The organism is Kribbella kalugense, from assembly GCF_004365875.1.
Lineage (GTDB): Bacteria > Actinomycetota > Actinomycetes > Propionibacteriales > Kribbellaceae > Kribbella > Kribbella kalugense.
On record NZ_SODF01000002.1, the window covers coordinates 2188720 to 2204499 of the forward strand.

17 protein-coding genes are annotated in these 15780 nt (G+C 68.3%); 9 read left to right on the forward strand and 8 right to left on the reverse strand.

The genetic code is table 11. The annotated features are described in order from the left end of the window. The first annotated feature begins 33 nt into the window (after positions 1 to 33). Together EV650_RS28325 and EV650_RS28330 are read left to right on the forward strand one after the other, a co-directional pair. Complete coding sequence (locus EV650_RS28325) at positions 34 to 990, forward strand: asparaginase (RefSeq protein ID WP_134122013.1); 957 nt, start codon at positions 34 to 36, stop codon at positions 988 to 990. 275 nt (positions 991 to 1265) lie between these two features. Next, complete coding sequence (locus tag EV650_RS28330) at positions 1266 to 2432, forward strand: FAD-dependent oxidoreductase (protein ID WP_134122014.1); 1167 nt, start codon at positions 1266 to 1268, stop codon at positions 2430 to 2432. On the opposite strand, the gene EV650_RS28335 is transcribed toward EV650_RS28330, so the two are convergent. Beyond that, positions 2400 to 3035: a TetR/AcrR family transcriptional regulator gene (locus tag EV650_RS28335; protein WP_202874956.1), complete on the reverse strand. Its 636-nt coding sequence runs from the start codon at positions 3033 to 3035 to the stop codon at positions 2400 to 2402. The two genes, EV650_RS28330 and EV650_RS28335, sit on opposite strands and share 33 nt — an antisense overlap. Before the next feature lie 265 nt (positions 3036 to 3300). Between EV650_RS28335 and typA the strand changes: the two genes are divergently transcribed. Both typA and EV650_RS28345 read left to right on the forward strand, forming a co-directional pair. After that, entirely contained in the window at positions 3301 to 5163 is a 1863-nt protein-coding gene (typA, locus tag EV650_RS28340) for a translational GTPase TypA (protein ID WP_134122015.1), read from the forward strand. A gap of 172 nt (positions 5164 to 5335) precedes the next feature. Further along, positions 5336 to 5926: a L,D-transpeptidase gene (locus tag EV650_RS28345; protein ID WP_134122016.1), complete on the forward strand. Its 591-nt coding sequence runs from the start codon at positions 5336 to 5338 to the stop codon at positions 5924 to 5926. A gap of 27 nt (positions 5927 to 5953) precedes the next feature. Here EV650_RS28345 and EV650_RS28350 read toward each other — a convergent pair whose 3' ends face one another. Beyond that, positions 5954 to 6820, reverse strand: a complete 867-nt coding sequence (locus EV650_RS28350) for a haloalkane dehalogenase (RefSeq protein WP_238174499.1) — start codon at positions 6818 to 6820, stop codon at positions 5954 to 5956. Between the two features lie 92 nt (positions 6821 to 6912). Here EV650_RS28350 and EV650_RS28355 point away from each other — a divergent pair, with 92 nt between their 5' ends. Further along, entirely contained in the window at positions 6913 to 7704 is a 792-nt protein-coding gene (locus EV650_RS28355) for a L,D-transpeptidase family protein (RefSeq protein ID WP_134122017.1), read from the forward strand. Here EV650_RS28355 and EV650_RS28360 read toward each other — a convergent pair whose 3' ends face one another. The 5 genes from EV650_RS28360 to EV650_RS28380 form a co-directional block, all read right to left on the reverse strand. Next, positions 7705 to 8046, reverse strand: coding sequence for a DUF2516 family protein (locus EV650_RS28360; protein WP_134122018.1), 342 nt, complete (start codon positions 8044 to 8046; stop codon positions 7705 to 7707). 112 nt (positions 8047 to 8158) lie between these two features. Further along, positions 8159 to 8680 carry a hypothetical protein gene (locus tag EV650_RS28365; protein ID WP_134122019.1) on the reverse strand — a complete coding sequence of 174 codons (522 nt, stop codon included), beginning with the start codon at positions 8678 to 8680 and terminating at the stop codon, positions 8159 to 8161. 32 nt (positions 8681 to 8712) lie between these two features. Next, on the reverse strand, positions 8713 to 9141 hold the full coding sequence (locus EV650_RS28370; protein ID WP_134122020.1) for a helix-turn-helix domain-containing protein: 429 nt from the start codon (positions 9139 to 9141) through the stop codon (positions 8713 to 8715). A gap of 81 nt (positions 9142 to 9222) precedes the next feature. Further along, positions 9223 to 9969 carry an SDR family NAD(P)-dependent oxidoreductase gene (locus EV650_RS28375; protein WP_134122021.1) on the reverse strand — a complete coding sequence of 249 codons (747 nt, stop codon included), beginning with the start codon at positions 9967 to 9969 and terminating at the stop codon, positions 9223 to 9225. A 43-nt stretch (positions 9970 to 10012) separates the two neighbouring features. Beyond that, positions 10013 to 10993 carry a hypothetical protein gene (locus EV650_RS28380; protein ID WP_202874958.1) on the reverse strand — a complete coding sequence of 327 codons (981 nt, stop codon included), beginning with the start codon at positions 10991 to 10993 and terminating at the stop codon, positions 10013 to 10015. Positions 10994 to 11085: 92 nt separating this feature from the next. Between EV650_RS28380 and EV650_RS28385 the strand changes: the two genes are divergently transcribed. Further along, the gene (locus EV650_RS28385; protein ID WP_134122022.1) at positions 11086 to 12273 is read left to right on the forward strand and encodes an amidohydrolase family protein; all 1188 of its coding nucleotides are present in this window, start codon (positions 11086 to 11088) and stop codon (positions 12271 to 12273) included. On the opposite strand, the gene EV650_RS28390 is transcribed toward EV650_RS28385, so the two are convergent. Continuing rightward, entirely contained in the window at positions 12240 to 12983 is a 744-nt protein-coding gene (locus EV650_RS28390) for an SDR family oxidoreductase (protein ID WP_134122023.1), read from the reverse strand. The genes EV650_RS28385 and EV650_RS28390 overlap by 34 nt on opposite strands. A gap of 130 nt (positions 12984 to 13113) precedes the next feature. Here EV650_RS28390 and EV650_RS28395 point away from each other — a divergent pair, with 130 nt between their 5' ends. Genes EV650_RS28395 through EV650_RS28405 form a run of 3 tightly spaced genes read left to right on the forward strand, consistent with a single transcriptional unit; the run spans position 13114 to position 15774 of the window. Then, positions 13114 to 13995 (forward strand): helix-turn-helix transcriptional regulator, encoded by an 882-nt coding sequence (locus EV650_RS28395; protein ID WP_134122024.1) that lies wholly within the window; start codon positions 13114 to 13116, stop codon positions 13993 to 13995. Between the two features lie 4 nt (positions 13996 to 13999). After that, positions 14000 to 15289, forward strand: a complete 1290-nt coding sequence (gene mshA, locus EV650_RS28400) for a D-inositol-3-phosphate glycosyltransferase (protein WP_202874960.1) — start codon at positions 14000 to 14002, stop codon at positions 15287 to 15289. Next, the gene (locus EV650_RS28405) at positions 15286 to 15774 is read left to right on the forward strand and encodes a type III secretion system chaperone family protein (protein ID WP_134122025.1); all 489 of its coding nucleotides are present in this window, start codon (positions 15286 to 15288) and stop codon (positions 15772 to 15774) included. Before mshA ends, EV650_RS28405 begins: the two co-directional genes overlap by 4 nt. The last annotated feature ends 6 nt before the right edge of the window (positions 15775 to 15780 follow it).

Consider the following 15780-nt stretch of genomic DNA (forward strand, 5'->3'; position numbering starts at 1 on the left):
CAACACAGCATTTTGCACCTGTACAGTTCAGCCGTGACCGAACCTGTGATCCTGGCCGACGTGGTGCGCAGCGACTTCGTCGAGGGCCACCACCGCGGCTCCGTCGTGGTGACGAACCCCGACGGCAGCGTGAACTGGTCCGTCGGCATCGTGGCCGAGCCGATGTTTCCCCGCTCGTCCAACAAGCCGATGCAGGCGCTCGGCATGCTCCGGAACGGCCTGCCCCTGGACGGCAAGCTGCTCGCGCTCGCGGGCGCGTCCCATTCCGGCGAGCCGTTTCACCTGGACGGCGTCCACGAGATCCTCGCGAAGGCGGACCTCGACGAGACGGCGCTGCTGACGCCACCGGCGTACCCGCTCGACGACGAGGCCCGGGACGCCTGGGTGCGGGCGGGTCACGGCAAGGAGCGGATCGCGATGAACTGCTCGGGCAAGCACGCCGCCATGCTGCTGACCAGCAAGCTCAACGGCTGGTCGCTGGACGACTACCGGTCGCCGGATCACCCGCTGCAGCAGCAGATCCGGACCGCGATCGAGGACTCGGCCGGCGAGAAGGCGTCGTACATCGCGGTCGACGGCTGTGGCGCTCCGATCTTCGCGCTCACGCTGGCCGGTCTGGCGCGTTCGTTCGGACTGTTCGCGGCCGCGGCGCCGGGGACGCTCGAGGCGAAGGTGAAGGACGCCTTCCGAGCACATCCGCAGTACGCCAGCGGGAGTACGCGGGACGAGTACGAGCTGATGCGCGACACCGACGGCCTGTTCTGCAAGGCCGGCGCCGAGGGTGTGTACGCCGTCGGTCTCGCCGACGGCACCGGAATCGCCCTGAAGCTCGAGGACGGTACGCCGCGAGCCCGCAAGGTCGTCATGGCCGCCACCCTCCAGCGCCTCGGCATCACCAACGAGACCATCGAGAACCACCTCCACTTCGACCTCACCGGCGGCAGCAACGTCGTCGGCGCAGTCCGGCCACACCCACCAACCTTCAGCTGACGGGTTCGTCGAGCCGTCGTTTGAGGCGCCAGGGCCGGGTCTGGCGGTCATTTGGACAGGTAGTGTCGGACAGCCCGTAGTACACCTAAGCGTGGAAACGCCCGCGCGTACGGTGTATCGCGGGTGTACTACCTCTCGAGCTGCAGATCGCCGGCGTGTGACCGTCGTACCGCTCGGGGCGGGTGGGACAGACTCGAGCGTCCTCCAGCGGGGGGCTTCGGGGATACGCCTGCCGTCGTACGCGGACGAGCGGCGGATTTCCTATCGTGAGGAGCATGGACAACGCGATCGTGATCGGTGCCGGGATTGCAGGGCTGGCGGCCGCGGCGTCGCTGGTGCGGTCGGGCTGGCGGGTGCAGGTGCTGGAGAGCGCGCCGGAGCTGGGCGAGGTCGGGGCCGGGCTCGTGGTGACCGTCAATGGCATGCGGTCGTTGGCGATGATCGGCGCGGCCGATCGGGTACGACGGGATGGGTACGCCGTCCGCCCGGCCGGCACGCGCCGTTGGGACGGGAAATGGTTGCTCAAGGCACCTGATGGTGACGGGGAGCTGACCGAGATGATCGGGATCCATCGGCGGCGGCTGCATCGGGCGTTGGTCGATGTCAGCGAGGCTGAGCTCATCACGGACGCGGGTGTGACGACCGTCCGGCCGGGGACACCCGGTGGCGCGCAGGCCCAGGTCGAGTGGGAGTCGGCGGACGGCACGCATTCTGCGTCTGCCGATCTGCTGGTTGCGGCGGACGGGATCCGCAGCGCGGCGAGGGGCGTGCTCTTCCCGCAGGGATCGACCTACAGCGGCTACAGCAGTTGGCGGGCTGTGGTCTCCGACACCTCGACGGGGGACCGGTTCGCGATGACGTGGGGTCCGAATGCGGAGTTCGGCGCGATGCGGATCAGCGCGTCCGAGGTCTATTGGTACGGGTACGTCGCTCTGCCGTCCGGGCATCAGTTCCCCGATGAGTTGGCGGCCGCCCGGGAGTACTTCGCGTCCTGGAGTCCCGACGTACCTGCGCTGATCGACAAGACGCGTGAGGTGATCAGGCATGACGTGTGGGTGCTCGACCGGCCGTTGCCTCGGTACACAGTGGGTCGGACGGTGCTGATCGGGGACGCGGCGCATCCGATGGTCCCGACGCTGGGGCAGGGCGCGAACTCGGCGCTGGAGGACGGAGTTTCGGTAGGCGGGCTGATCCACGCCGGCGCTGATCTGGCGGCCGGGCTGCGAGCCTACGAGTCGGCGCGATACCGGCGCGGGCAGCAACTCGTGCGTCGGTCGGAGCTGATGGCGCGGGTGGGATCGCATCTCGGTCCGCGCGGTCAGGCGGTGCGGAACGCAGTACTGCGGCTCACGCCGCGACGTGCTGCCGAGCGGTCCGGGAGCAGGATCTTCGACTGGACGCCGCCGGGTTCACTTGGCGCGGAGGCGGTCGACTCGGGGTGAGGTGATCGGCAGGGGTGTGGCGGGGGTCGGGAGGTTGTAGGTGTCGTAGAGGCGGCGGCGGATAGCTTCCAGGGGGAAGGTTTCCTGGTAGATCGCCAGCTTGACTGTCACGCCCTCTAGCGTTGCTCTGAGCAACATTTCTTCGACGGCGGGGTCGGCGGCGCCGCGGGCGGTGAAGATGTCGCGGATGGCGTCCTCGACCAGCGACAGCCGGTCCGACTTGGCCTGCTCGACGCGGGCGAACACGTCGTGCGTGGTGGGCTGCATCATCAGCGTGATCGCGAGTCGCTGGATGGGCAGCGTGGTCGCGGCCGCCATCAGGGCGCCGTCGATGATCCCGGCCAAACGTTCATTTGGCGTTCCCTGGATGGTCAATATGCCGGCGATGCCGTCCAGCCAGCGGTCCAGGAGTTCGGCGGCCAGCTGTTCCTTGGTGGCGAAGTAGTACGAGACCAGGCCGCGGGAGACGCCGGCGGCGGCGGTGATGTCGGAGATCGAGGCGGCCTCGTAGCCCCTGGCGGCGAAGATTTCGAGCGCCGCGGCCAGGATGCGTTCGCGTGAGCGCGCTCGCATCTCCCGGTTGACGGTCGCCGATCTCGGCACGGTTCCTCTTCTGGTCGAGGTCCAGAAGCGCCGGACAACCCCCCACCTCGTGCCCGGCGCTCCGGGACTGACCCCCCGTTGTTTCGGCCCCTCCCCAGGCGCCGTTTATAGACTGGACGTCCAGTCAACAAAAGTCAAAGCCCGCCCGGATTTTTGGACACTCATCGTGACCGGTAAGATGGAGGCGCTGCGCCCTGTGTCGAGTGGCACGTGAATAGCCGTAGCCACCGCCTGATTCCCTCTTACTTGCTTGGAGCGCTTCCTCATGCCTGTCCGTAACGACCTGCGCAACGTCGCGATCGTGGCCCACGTCGACCACGGGAAGACCACCCTGGTCGACGCGATGCTGTGGCAGTCCGGCGCGTTCGGCGCTCACCAGCACGTGGACGAGCGGGCGATGGACTCCGGCGACCTGGAGCGTGAGAAGGGCATCACGATCCTCGCCAAGAACACCGCCGTACGGCACAAGATGGCCAACGGCGAGCAGATGACGCTGAACATCATCGACACCCCCGGCCACGCCGACTTCGGTGGTGAGGTCGAGCGCGGCCTGTCGATGGTGGACGCGATCGTGCTGCTGGTGGACGCTTCCGAGGGGCCGCTGCCGCAGACCCGGTTCGTGCTGCGCAAGGCCCTGGCACGGCAGATGCCCGTCATCCTGGTGGTCAACAAGGTGGACCGGCCGGACGCCCGGATCTCCGAGGTCGTCGACGAGACGTACGAGCTGTTCCTCGACCTGCTCGACCACGACGCGGACCAGTCCGCGCTGGACTTCCCGGTCGTCTACGCATCCGCGCGGGCCGGCCGTGCGTCGCTGACCCAGCCCGCGGACGGCGGGATGCCGGACTCCGACGACCTCGAGCCGCTGTTCGAGACGATCCTGGCCAACGTGCCGGCCCCGGAGTACACCGAAGGCGCGCCGCTGCAGGCCCACGTCACCAACCTGGACGCCTCCCCGTTCCTCGGCCGGCTCGCGCTGGTCCGGGTCCACGAAGGCACGCTGAAGAAGGGCGCCCAGGTCGCCTGGTGCCGCCACGACGGCACGATCCAGAAGGTCAAGATCACCGAAATGCTGGTCACCGAGGCGCTCGATCGGGTGCCCGGCGACTCGGCCGGCCCGGGCGACATCGTCGCGATCGCCGGTATCCCGGACATCATGATCGGCGACACCCTGACCGACCCGGACAACCCCAAGCCGCTGCCGTTCATCACCGTGGACGAGCCGGCCATCTCGATGACCATCGGTACGAACAGCTCGCCGCTGGCCGGCCGGACCAAGGGCACCAAGGTCACCGCCCGCCTGGTCAAGGACCGGCTCGACCGCGAGCTCGTCGGCAACGTGTCGCTCAAGGTGCTGCCGACCGAGCGTCCCGACACCTGGGAGGTGCAGGGCCGTGGCGAGCTGGCGCTGGCCATCCTGGTCGAGCAGATGCGCCGCGAGGGCTACGAGCTGACCGTCGGCAAGCCGCAGGTGGTCACCCGCGAGATCGACGGCAAGCGGCACGAGCCGGTCGAGCGGCTGACCATCGACTGCCCGGAGGAGTACCTCGGTACGGTCACCCAGCTGCTCGCGGTCCGCAAGGGCCGGATGGAGCAGATGACCAACCACGGCACCGGCTGGGTCCGGATGGAGTTCCTGGTCCCGGCCCGTGGCCTGATCGGCTTCCGGACCGAGTTCCTCACCGACACCCGCGGTACGGGCATCGCCCACCACGTGTTCGAGGGGTACGAGCCGTGGTTCGGCGAGTTGCGCACCCGCCCGTCGGGCTCGCTCGTGTCGGACCGCACCGGCGTCACGACGTCGTACGCGATGGTGAACCTGCAGGAGCGCGGGACGATGTTCTGCGAGCCGGGCACCGACGTGTACGAGGGCATGATCGTCGGCGAGAACTCCCGCGCCGACGACATGGACGTGAACATCACCCGCGAGAAGAAGATGACCAACGTCCGGTCGAACGCGGACGAGTTCGAGAAGCTGGTCCCGGCCCGCAAGCTGTCGCTCGAGCAGTCGCTGGAGTTCTGCCGCGAGGACGAGTGCGTCGAGGTCACGCCGGACGCGATCCGGATGCGCAAGGTCGCCCTCACCCAGCTCGAGCGCGCCAAGCTGGGCCGCAAGAGCAAGGCCTAAGTGACGAACTGGACACGGTCCGCTGCGACACGGGGTGCCGAAGTACATCGGTGTGATAAGTAAATCTTCGGTCGGTCGCGGGGGCAGGGAATTCCGGATCGTTACCAACCAGACGTGAGTCTTCGACGTCTGTACTTAGGCAAGCAACTCTTTGGGGGAAGGACGAGGGAATATGGGCATTCTGCGTAAGTTCGGCGCGACTCTGACCGCCGTTGCGTTCGTGGGCGTCGGGGCGCTTTCGGCATCCACTTCGGCCGAGGCGGCCACGCAGGTCGCGGACTCGGCGCAGAAGACGACCACGGCGCCGAAGCCGGCCGGTCTGCCGCCGAAGGCGGTGGCCAAGACCACGGCCGCGTCGTCGAACAGCAAGCTGATCGCGAAGTACAAGATCGACCGGCGCTGCCTGACCAAGGGCCGGGTCCTCTGCATCAACAAGAAGACCCGCAAGCTGGTGTACCTGGTGAACGGCAAGCCGATCCAGGTCATGGACGTCCGCTTCGGCGCGATGAAGACCCCGACCCGCAGCGGCGTGTTCAAGGTCTACCGCAAGTCGAAGAACCACGTGTCGACGCTGTACCACTCGAAGATGCCGTACGCGATGTTCTTCAGCGGCGGCCAGGCAGTCCACTACTCGTCGGACTTCAAGGCCCGTGGCTACAACGGCGCCTCGCACGGCTGCGTGAACGTCCGCGACAAGAACAAGGTCGCCTGGGTCTTCTCCCGGGTCCACGTCGGCGACAAGGTCGTCGTCTACAGCAAGTGAACTAACGCACGCACAGCGGCCGGGGACCTACTCCCCGGCCGCTGTCGCATTCCGGCAGGTTGGGATCCAGGTGAGGAGTGCGGCTGCGATCGCGTCGGCCGAGTCTTCTGGGAGGAAGTGGAGGCCGGGGACGGTGACCTCCTGCTGGTTGGGCCAGCGGCGGCACAGGTCGCGGAGCGGACCGGCGAGCAGCGCGCCCGGATCGCCGTTGATGAAGAGCTTCGGTACCTGCGACTGCGCCATCCACGCCGCGTTGGCCGCCACGATGTCGTGCACGTCCGCCGGTGTTCCGTCGATCGGGATCTCGCGGGCCCAGGTCAGCATCGGGCGCCGGCTCTCACCTGGCACGACGTACGGCGCCCGGTACGTCGCGAGCTCGTCGTCGGTGAGATCACGCAGTACGCCGCTCGGCAGGACCGTCTCGATGAACACGTTCTGATCGAGGACCAACTGTTCACCCTCAGGACCGCGGAGTCGCCGGAACAACTCGGGCGCCGGTGCGTTCGGGCTGTCCCAGGTCACCGGCGCGACGAGCGTCTCGAGGTAGGCGATTCCGCGGACCGCATCGGGGTGCCTTCGGGCCCAGTCAGTTGCGAGTACGCCGCCCCAGTCGTGGCCGACGAGGATCACCTCCCGTGTCACCCCGAGCGCTTCGAGGAGCAGCGCGACGTACCGCTGATGGTCGGTGAACCGGTACCGCTCGGCGCCGTCCGAACTGCCCATTCCCGCGAGGTCCGGAGCGATGCAGCGGGCGATCGCGGACACCGGCGGGAGGACGTCGCGCCAGAGGTACGACGACGTGGGGTTGCCGTGCAGGAACACGACCGGTGGACCGTCGCCCGCCTCGCGGTAAGCCATCCGGATCCCGGCGTCGATCGAGCTGAGCGCGGTCACGATCTGGGCTTCCTCCGGTACGCTGAGCCAACCGAACGGCCGGTGAGGACGTCCTACAAGTGTAGGGACGCGGTCTACACGGAGGGGTCACGATGCGCGGGCTGATCATTCGCAAGCTAGCGAGCGGGCTGGTCGTGGGCGGCGCGATTGCTGCACTCCTGAGTTCTGGAACGGCTGCGTCGGCGGCCCCGAACGACCTGAAGACGGTGCCGTTCGAGGTGAGCGGCGAGCTGCCGATCTACCCGAAGGCGTTGTGGAAGAACGGGTCCAGTGGGACGAACGTTCGTAAGGTCGAGGCGCGGCTGGTGCAGCTGAAGCTGCTCGAGAAGCGCTACCTGGACAACGACTTCGGGACCATGACCCGCTCTGCGGTGAAGAAGTTCCAGCAGTCCAAGGGCATTCCGCAGCTCGGGTACGTCGACCAGAACACCCTGGACCAGTTGGCCAAGGTGACTCATGAGCCGACCCAGACCGAGCTCTTCCCGCCGGCGCCGGTGGTGAGCGGCAAGAAGCTCGACGCGCGGTGCGCGACCGGAGTCGCGTTGTGCATCGACAAGACCACCCGCAAGCTGCGGTACGTCGTCGACGGGGTCGTGAAGATGCAGTTCGACGTACGGTTCGGTGCGGTGAAGACCGCGACCCGCGAGGGCAGCTTCACGGTCGGCTGGAAGAGCCGGAACCACGTGTCGAAGCTGTACGACTCGAAGATGCCGTACGCGATGTTCTTCAGCGGCGGTCAGGCGGTGCACTACTCGTCGGACTTCGCGGCCCGTGGCTACAACGGCGCGTCCCACGGCTGCGTGAACGTCCGCGACCTGGCCAAGATCAAGGTCCTCTTCGACGAGGTCCACGTCGGCGACAAAGTCATCGTCTACCGCTCGTAGTTACAGGGGGCGGGGGCCGCGGCGGCGGCGGACGCCCCAGCCGCCTCGGCCGCGGCCGGTGGCGGCGCGGAGGGCCGGGCGGGCATCGACCAGGTAGACGGCGGACGCGACGATGCCGATCAGGCCGAAGAAGCTCAGCCAGCCCTGGAAGACCTGGCTCAGCGCGAACACGACCAGGATCAGCACCCAGCCGGGCTTGGTCAGCTTGTCGGCGGCGATGAACACCGCTCGTGGCCGGAAGGCTGCATCGAGCAGCGCGACCAGCTTGAGGACGAGCAGCACCCACCAGATGACCGACAGCGGATCGCCGAACCCGGGGATCAGGCTCTGGAAGGTGATCATGCTACGAGCCTAACCGACAGACCGGGCGGCCCACCTCTGCAGAGTCGCAGCTGTGGACCGCCCGGTCCCAGGATTCACCGAAAAACAGGTGAATCGTCACCGTCGGTGGTGGTCAGTCGCCGATCTTCTCGGCGGCGGCCTCAGCAGCCTTGCCGGCCGCCTTCGCGGTCTTGCGGGCGCTGGTCGCGGCCGCCTTCGCGGTACGGCTCGCGTTCTGCGCGGTCTTCTTCGCGGTGGTCCGGGTCGCCTTGACCTTGCTCACCGTGGTCTTCGCGCTGGCCTCGAGGTCCTCGGTGGCCTGCTGGTGACGGATCCGCTCGACCAGGTCCTTGCCGCGGCCGGCCAGGTCCTCGTAGGTCTCCTCGGCCTGGCCGAGGACGGTGGTGAAGCCGGCCTGCGCGGTCTTCGGCAGCTCGCGCAGCTTGGCCGGGGCGGTGCGCGCGTCGGCGACGATCGCCTCGAAGCGCTTGTTCAGCTCGGTCTGGGCCTTGGTGAGCTCGGTCTGCAGGGTCTGCTGGTCCAGCTTGGCGAACCGGGCGGTGACGTCCTCGCTGATCGCGCGGAACTTCTCGACCGCGAGGTCGCCGGCGCCGGCGATCGCGTAGAACGGGGTAACAGGCGTACGGGTAGCCATCAGGCTTCTCCTCGGGGTGTTTTCAGCAGGTGTTAGTTGGTCGTGCGCTTGCGAGCGGAGCTCTTCTTCGCCGGCGCCTCTTCAGGGGCGGCGTTCTCCCGGACGAACGACGTGTACACATCCAGCAGGACGCGCTTCTGCCGCTCGTTCAGGGCGGGGTCGAGCAGGACGGCGTCGACCACGCCGGCGGCCTGCCGGCCGTCGGAGTTCTCGTCCGGATCGAGGATGCCGGCCCGCACGTAGAGGGTCTCCGCGGAGATCCGCAACGCTTTCGCGAGCTGCTGCAGTACGTCGGCCGACGGCTTCCGCAGGCCGCGCTCGATCTGGCTCAAGTACGGGTTCGACACACCGGCCAGGTCCGACAACTGCCGCAACGACAACTGCGCATGCCGCCGCTGCTCGGCGAGGTACTCCCCAAGGGAGCCCACCGCCCCAGCTGCTCGATCACTCAACCTGGCCATACGCCCAGTGTGCTAGCAACGTGCTTGCAATTGCAAGCACCAACCCCGTGAGGCGGCTCACGTGAGGGACTTACCGCGGAACTACTGCTCGCGGTGGACCTTGTGTTGGGCGGCTTGGGCTCGGGGGCGGACGGTGATGCGGTCGATGTTGACGTGGGCCGGGCGGGTGGCGATCCAGGCGACGATGTCGGCGACGTCCTCGGCGGTGAGGGGTTCGCGTACGCCGGCGTAAACGGCGTCGGCCTTGGACTGGTCGCCGTTGAAGCGGGTGAGCGCGAATCCCTCGCTGCGGACCATGCCGGGGGCGATCTCGCTGACCCGGACCGGCTGGTCCCAGAGCTCGAGCCGGAGGGTGTCGACGACCGCCTTCGCTCCGTGCTTGGCGGCGACGTACCCGCCACCGCCTTCGTACGCGACCTGTCCGGCCGTGGATCCCATCACGATGATCGTGCCGCGGCCGGCGATAAGGGCCGGGAGCAACGACTTGGTGACGGCCGCGACCGCGATCACGTTCACCTCGAACATCTGCCGCCACGCGTCCAGGTCCGCCTCGGCCACCGGCTCGAACCCGAACGCGCCGCCGGCGTTGTTCACCAGCACCTGCAGTTCGTCCCCGACCGCGGCGGTCAGTGCGGCGACGTCGTCGGCCGACGTCACGTCGCACTGGACCGCGCGGCCGTCGATCTCCTTCGCCAGCGCCTCGATCCGGTCCAGCCGCCGCGCGGCGCAGATCACCTCGAACCCTTCGCGGGCCAGGTAGCGCGCCGACGCGGCTCCGATCCCACTGCTAGCACCGGTCACGACGGCAAGAGGACGCTCGGAAGTCATAGCCCGAGTCTCTCAAACCCACGCGACGAGCAAGCCGGCCGTCTCAGACCCCGACCGAATGCCGTGCCTCCACCCGGACTGTCCGGCGAGCCGACGCGACCACTCCGCCCAGTGCCGCGGCGCTGACCGCCATGAAGCCCGCCAGCAGACCCAGCGTCTGTACGTCGGGGTGGATCAACGACTGCCCCCGGAACGCCTGAACGGTCACGGTCAACATCAACCCGGCGTACCCGAAGGCAACCACACCGACCACACGCGCCCGGACCCGCTCGGGCCGGAGCCACGCCACGCGGCCGGCGAGGACGTGCAGAAGCAGCACCGTGATCAGCAGGAAGTGGATCGCGTGCAGGCCAACGAAGTGCGGGATCCGCAGGTCGCCGCCGACGGTACTCCAGTGGGTCAGCGGCATACCGGGTCCACCGGGTTCGACGCCGATGCCGTGGCTGCCGGCCAGGGTGACCGGGTGACCGTACGCGTCCGTGACCTGCTCCCGCGTGCCGTTCGCCCCGACCAGGTAGAACGCGATGCCCATTCCGGTCACGGCGAGGCCGAGGCCGATCCGGATCGCCCGGTTCAGCGGTGCGTCGCCGACGCGCTGGAACAGCAGCATGATCGCGATTACCAGGCTGGCGCCGAACAGGCCCATCACGCCCGACATGAAGACCTTCTGCCCGACCTGGTTGAACGTGTCGGTGTTGGCGTTGAAGTGGCTGAACGTGCCGCGAGCAGCCTGTACGGCGATGAACCCGACGTCGACGATCCCGGTGACCGCGAACACGGTGCCCGTCCACCAGCCGAAGCGTTTCGCCTTCCGCAGCCGGGACACGAGCCAGGCCAGCGTCGCGCCGTACAGGACGAACGAGATGCTGAACTTGAACGGCTTGAGCCACACGGACTCGTTGAGGATCTCCCGGTGGTCGACGGCGAGACCGATGCTCGCGGCCACAGTCAGGCCGGCCATCGCGAGCACCATCAGCATCAACGGCCGATGCCAGGACTTCACTTCTTCGAGGACTGTTCGCATGTGTCCATGCTTTCGGCGCATAGACCTCAGCACAGGGGTGCGAATCCGCCAATCAAGGTAGGCGTAACCCCACCCTGGGAGAGACTCCAGCAATGACCAGGGTTGCAGTCAGGGCTGAGCGGATCTTCGACGGCGAACGGTTTCTCGATGAGGACAGCGTCGTCCTCATCGAGGACACCCGGATCACGGGCATCACCCGAGAGGTGCCGACCGATTGGCCGGTGCATGAGCTGCCGGGCGCCACGATCCTCCCCGGGCTGATCGACGCCCACGTGCACCTCAGCGCCGACGCCGGCCCGGGAGCCCTCGACCGCCTCGCCGACACACCCGCCGATGCAGTCGCCGCCACGATCGAGCAGTCGCTCCGCATCCACCTGGCCGCCGGCGTCACCACCGTCCGCGACCTCGGCGACCCGCACGACGCCGTACTGCGATGGCGCAAGACCGCTGCACCCGATCTGCCGACGGTCGTCGCATCCGGTACGCCGCTCACCAGCAAAGGCGGCCACTGCTGGTCATTAGGCGGCGAGGTGACGGGCCCCGAGGAGATCCGAGCCGCGGTACGACGACGTGCCGAGCAGGGCGCCGACGTCATCAAGATCATGGCCAGCGGCGGCGTCTTCACGCCGGGCACCGACACGATGAGCCCGCAGTTCACCGCGGACGAACTCGCGGCCGCGACCGCCGAGGCTCACGCGCTCGGCCTGCCGATCACCGCCCACGCCCACGCGCTGTCCGCAGTACAACAAGCCTTGGCGGTCGGCGTTGACGGCATCGAGCACTGCACCTGCCTCACCCCGCAGGGCGTGGTCATCGACGACGCGCTGTCCACCGGGCTCGCCGACGCAGGCATCGCGGTGTGCGGCACGCTCGGATCCGACCGGTCGATCGTCGTACCGCCGGCAATCCTCGAAATGGTCGCGAAGGCCGGCATCAGCGAGGCCGCCCTCCAGCAAGCGGTACGCCGGTTGTCCGACGGAGGCGTCCGGATCATCGCCGGCTCCGACGGCGGGATCGGTCCGGCGAAACCGCACGGGCTCCTCCCCGCCACGCTGGCCGAATACGTGGAGGCGGGGATCCCAGCCATCGCGGCCCTGATCGCTGGCACCTCGGCCGCCGCCGATGCGCTCCGCGTTCAGAAGGGTCGCATCCGGCCCGGTGCGGACGCCGATCTCCTAGTTGTACAAGGCGATCCGACCGACGACATCGCTACGTTGGCAACACCAACGGCCGTCTATCTCGCTGGTCACGCCTGGCGGGTCGGCAGCGCGAAGATCTGACGCAGGTTGAACTCACGCCGGCGACTGACGGCGAAGGTGACCAAGTCGGCGATGTCCGACGCGGCGAGCGGCCCGATCTGCTCGTTCATCGAGGCGATCAGCTCCTGACCCGTCTCGTCCAGATGCGTCGCCAGCTCGGTGTCCGTCAGGCCGGGCTCGATGTTCGTGACGCGGACGTCGTACGGCGCCAGGTCCGCCGGGAGCGAGGTCGACAGCTGGGTCAGAGCCGCCTTGGTCGCGCCGTACACGGCGTACCCGGGGAAGACCACGTGCGCGCCGATCGACGAGATGTTCACCAGATCGGCTGTCCGTCCTTCACCAGCAGCCTCGATCAAGTCGGGCGTGAACGCCTGGACCAGCCGGAGTACGCCGGTCAGGTTGGTGTCGATCATCCGGGTCCAGTCGTCGAGCCGGCCCGCTTCGATCGGCGCGGCCAGCATCACCCCGGCGGCGTTCACGACCAGATCCACCGTCCCCAGCCGGGCGTGGATCTGCTCGACCCCGGCATCGACCGAGGCCTGCGACGTGACGTCCAGGGCGACGCCGTACGTCCGCGGCCCGAGCTTGCCGGCCAGGTCGTCGAGCCGGTCCTGCCGCCGCGAGACCAGGGCGACCGCGGCGCCGGCCTCGGCCAGTTGGGTGGCGATCGCGGCCCCGATACCGCTTGCGGCGCCGGTGACGACAGCGTTACGGCCAGTGAGATCAGTCATGGTGTTCTCCAGGAAAGGTTTGTTGTTGCCACCGATCCTGGGGCGGATCTCGAGCCCTACCCAGGTGTCTGCTGAGCCTGGTTCTGGCAGGACCAGGTTGAGGTGGCCGGTCGGTCTGGATACTGGGGGTATGGATCGTCGTGAGGAGCTGACCGAGTTCCTGAAGTCGCGGAGGGCCCGGGTTCAGCCCGAGGACCTCGGGCTGAAGGTGTACGGCGGGCGTCGGCGTGTACCCGGGCTGCGCCGGGAGGAGCTCGCCCAGGCCGCCGGGGTGAGCGCCGACTACTACATCCGGCTCGAGCAGGGGCGGACCGACAACGTCTCCCAGGAGATCCTGGACGCCGTCGCGGACGTACTGAGCTTGTCCGAGGACGAGCGCAAACACCTTGCCCTGTTGGCGAAACCGGCCCGACGCCGGGTCAAGCGCCGTACGACGACGCAACGGATCCGGCCCGGTTTGCAGGCGCTGCTCGACTCGATGACCGACGTACCCGCTTTCGTGCTCGGACGCCGGATGGACGTGCTGGGGTGGAACCGGCTGGCAGCGGCCCTGATCGCCGACTTCGCCAGCTTGGAGCCCAAGGACCGGAACATCCCGCGGCTGGTCTTCCTGGACCCAGCTACCCGCGACTTCTACCCGGACTGGGAGGCGGTCGCGGACGAGACCGTCGGCTACCTGCGGATGTACGCCGGTCGTTACCCGGACGACCCGGAGCTCGCCGAGCTGATCGGGGAGCTGTCGATCCACAGCCCCGAGTTCCGTCAGCACTGGGCCCGGCACGACGTGAAGGACAAGACGTTCGGGACCAAGGCGCAGTACCACCACCTGGTCGGCGAGATCACCGTCCAGTACGAGACCCTGCAGCCCCCGGGCGAGCCGGATCAGCTGATCGTCACCTACACCGTCGAGCCCGGGTCGACGTCGGAACAGAATCTGCGCCTGCTGGCCAGCTGGACAGCCGACGATAGGGAGAAGTCCCGATTCCCGGCCGAAACCCCAGAGTTACCCTGACGGGGTGACCGAACCCTCCATCCGTCCGCCCCGGCGGGTCGCGATGATCAGCCTGCACACGTCGCCGATGGATCAGCCGGGTACCGGGGACGCGGGCGGGATGAACGTCTACGTGGTGGAGCTGTCCAAGCAGCTGGCCGGCCTCGGGATCGAGGTCGACGTCTTCACCCGGGCGACCGCGTCGGTGCTGCCGGCCCGGGTCGAGCTGCTGCCCGGCGTGACGGTCCGCAACGTCGCCGCGGGTCCGTACGAAGGTCTGACCAAGAACGAGCTCCCGGCCCAGCTGTGCACGTTCGCCCGCGCGGTCCTGCGCGCCGAGGCGATCCACGAGCCCGGCTGGTACGACGTGATTCATTCGCACTACTGGCTGTCCGGCCAGGTCGGCCTGCTGGCCCGCGATCGATGGGCGGTCCCGCTGGTGCACACGATGCACACGATGGCCAAGGTCAAGAACGCCAGCCTGGCGGAGGACGACGTACCCGAACCGCCCGCGCGGCTACTCGGTGAAGAGCAGGTCGTCGAGGCCGCCGATCGCCTGCTGGCCAACACAGACGACGAAGCACGAGAGCTGATTGATCTGTACGGCGCGCAGCCCGCGAAGGTCGGCGTCGTCAACCCTGGTGTCGATCTGGACCTGTTCAGCCCGGGTGAGCAGGCTGCGGCCCGGCAGGCGGTCGGTCTGCCCGCGGATGCCGTCGTACTGGCGTTCGTCGGCCGGATCCAGCCGTTGAAGGCACCCGATCTGCTGATCCGGGCGGCGGCGCGGATGGTCGAGCGCGAACCGGGTCTGCGGGAACGGTTGGTGGTGGCAATCATCGGCGGCCCGTCCGGCAACGGGATGGAGCACCCCGAGGCGCATGCCGACCTGGCTCGGGCGCTCGGCATCGACGACGTGACCCGGTTCGTGAAGCCGATGGAGCGGGCCCGGCTGGCGGACTGGTACCGAGCCGCTTCCGTCGTCTGCGTTCCGTCGTACTCCGAATCCTTCGGGCTGGTCGCGCTGGAGGCTCAGGCCTGCGGTACGCCGGTGGTCGCGGCGGCCGTGGGCGGTCTGAGTACGGCGGTGGTGGACGGGCAGACCGGGTACCTCGTCCGCGGGCACCGGGTCGACGACTTCGCCGACGCGCTGGCGCGGATCGCGACGGATCCGGGTGTCCGCGAGAGCATGGGCCGCGCGGCGGTCAAGCACGCACAGGGTTTCGGCTGGGAGCTGACCGCCCGCAAGACGCTGGCGGCATACCAGACCGCCGCACAGACGATGGCCGCGGAGATCGCGGCGGAGGTGGCCGGGTGAGAGTTGCTGCGGCGGACGTGATCCGCCAGGTCCTGACCGAGAACGAGCTCGAGTTCACCGAGAGCGAGCCGGGTGTTTTCACCGCCGACCTGCCGGGGGAGCGGAAGCTGAAGACCGGGGTGACGCTGACGGTCGGGGCGCAGGCGGTCCAGGTGCACGCGTTCGTGGCCCGGCACCCGGACGAGAACCACGAGGCCGTCTACCGCTGGCTGCTGGAGCGGAACCTGAAGATGTACGGCGTCGCGTTCGCGGTCGACCACCTGGGCGACATCCACCTGGACGGGCGCGTCCCGCTGCACGCGATCACACCTGTCGAGGTCGATCGGTTGCTCGGTTCGGTGCTCGAGTACGCCGACTCGTCGTTCAACACGATCCTCGAACTCGGCTTCGCGTCGTCGATCCGCAAGGAGTACGAGTGGCGGATCTCCCGGGGCGAATCCACTCGGAACCTGGACGCTTTCAAGGGCTGGCTGGAGCCTCGATAGACTCCG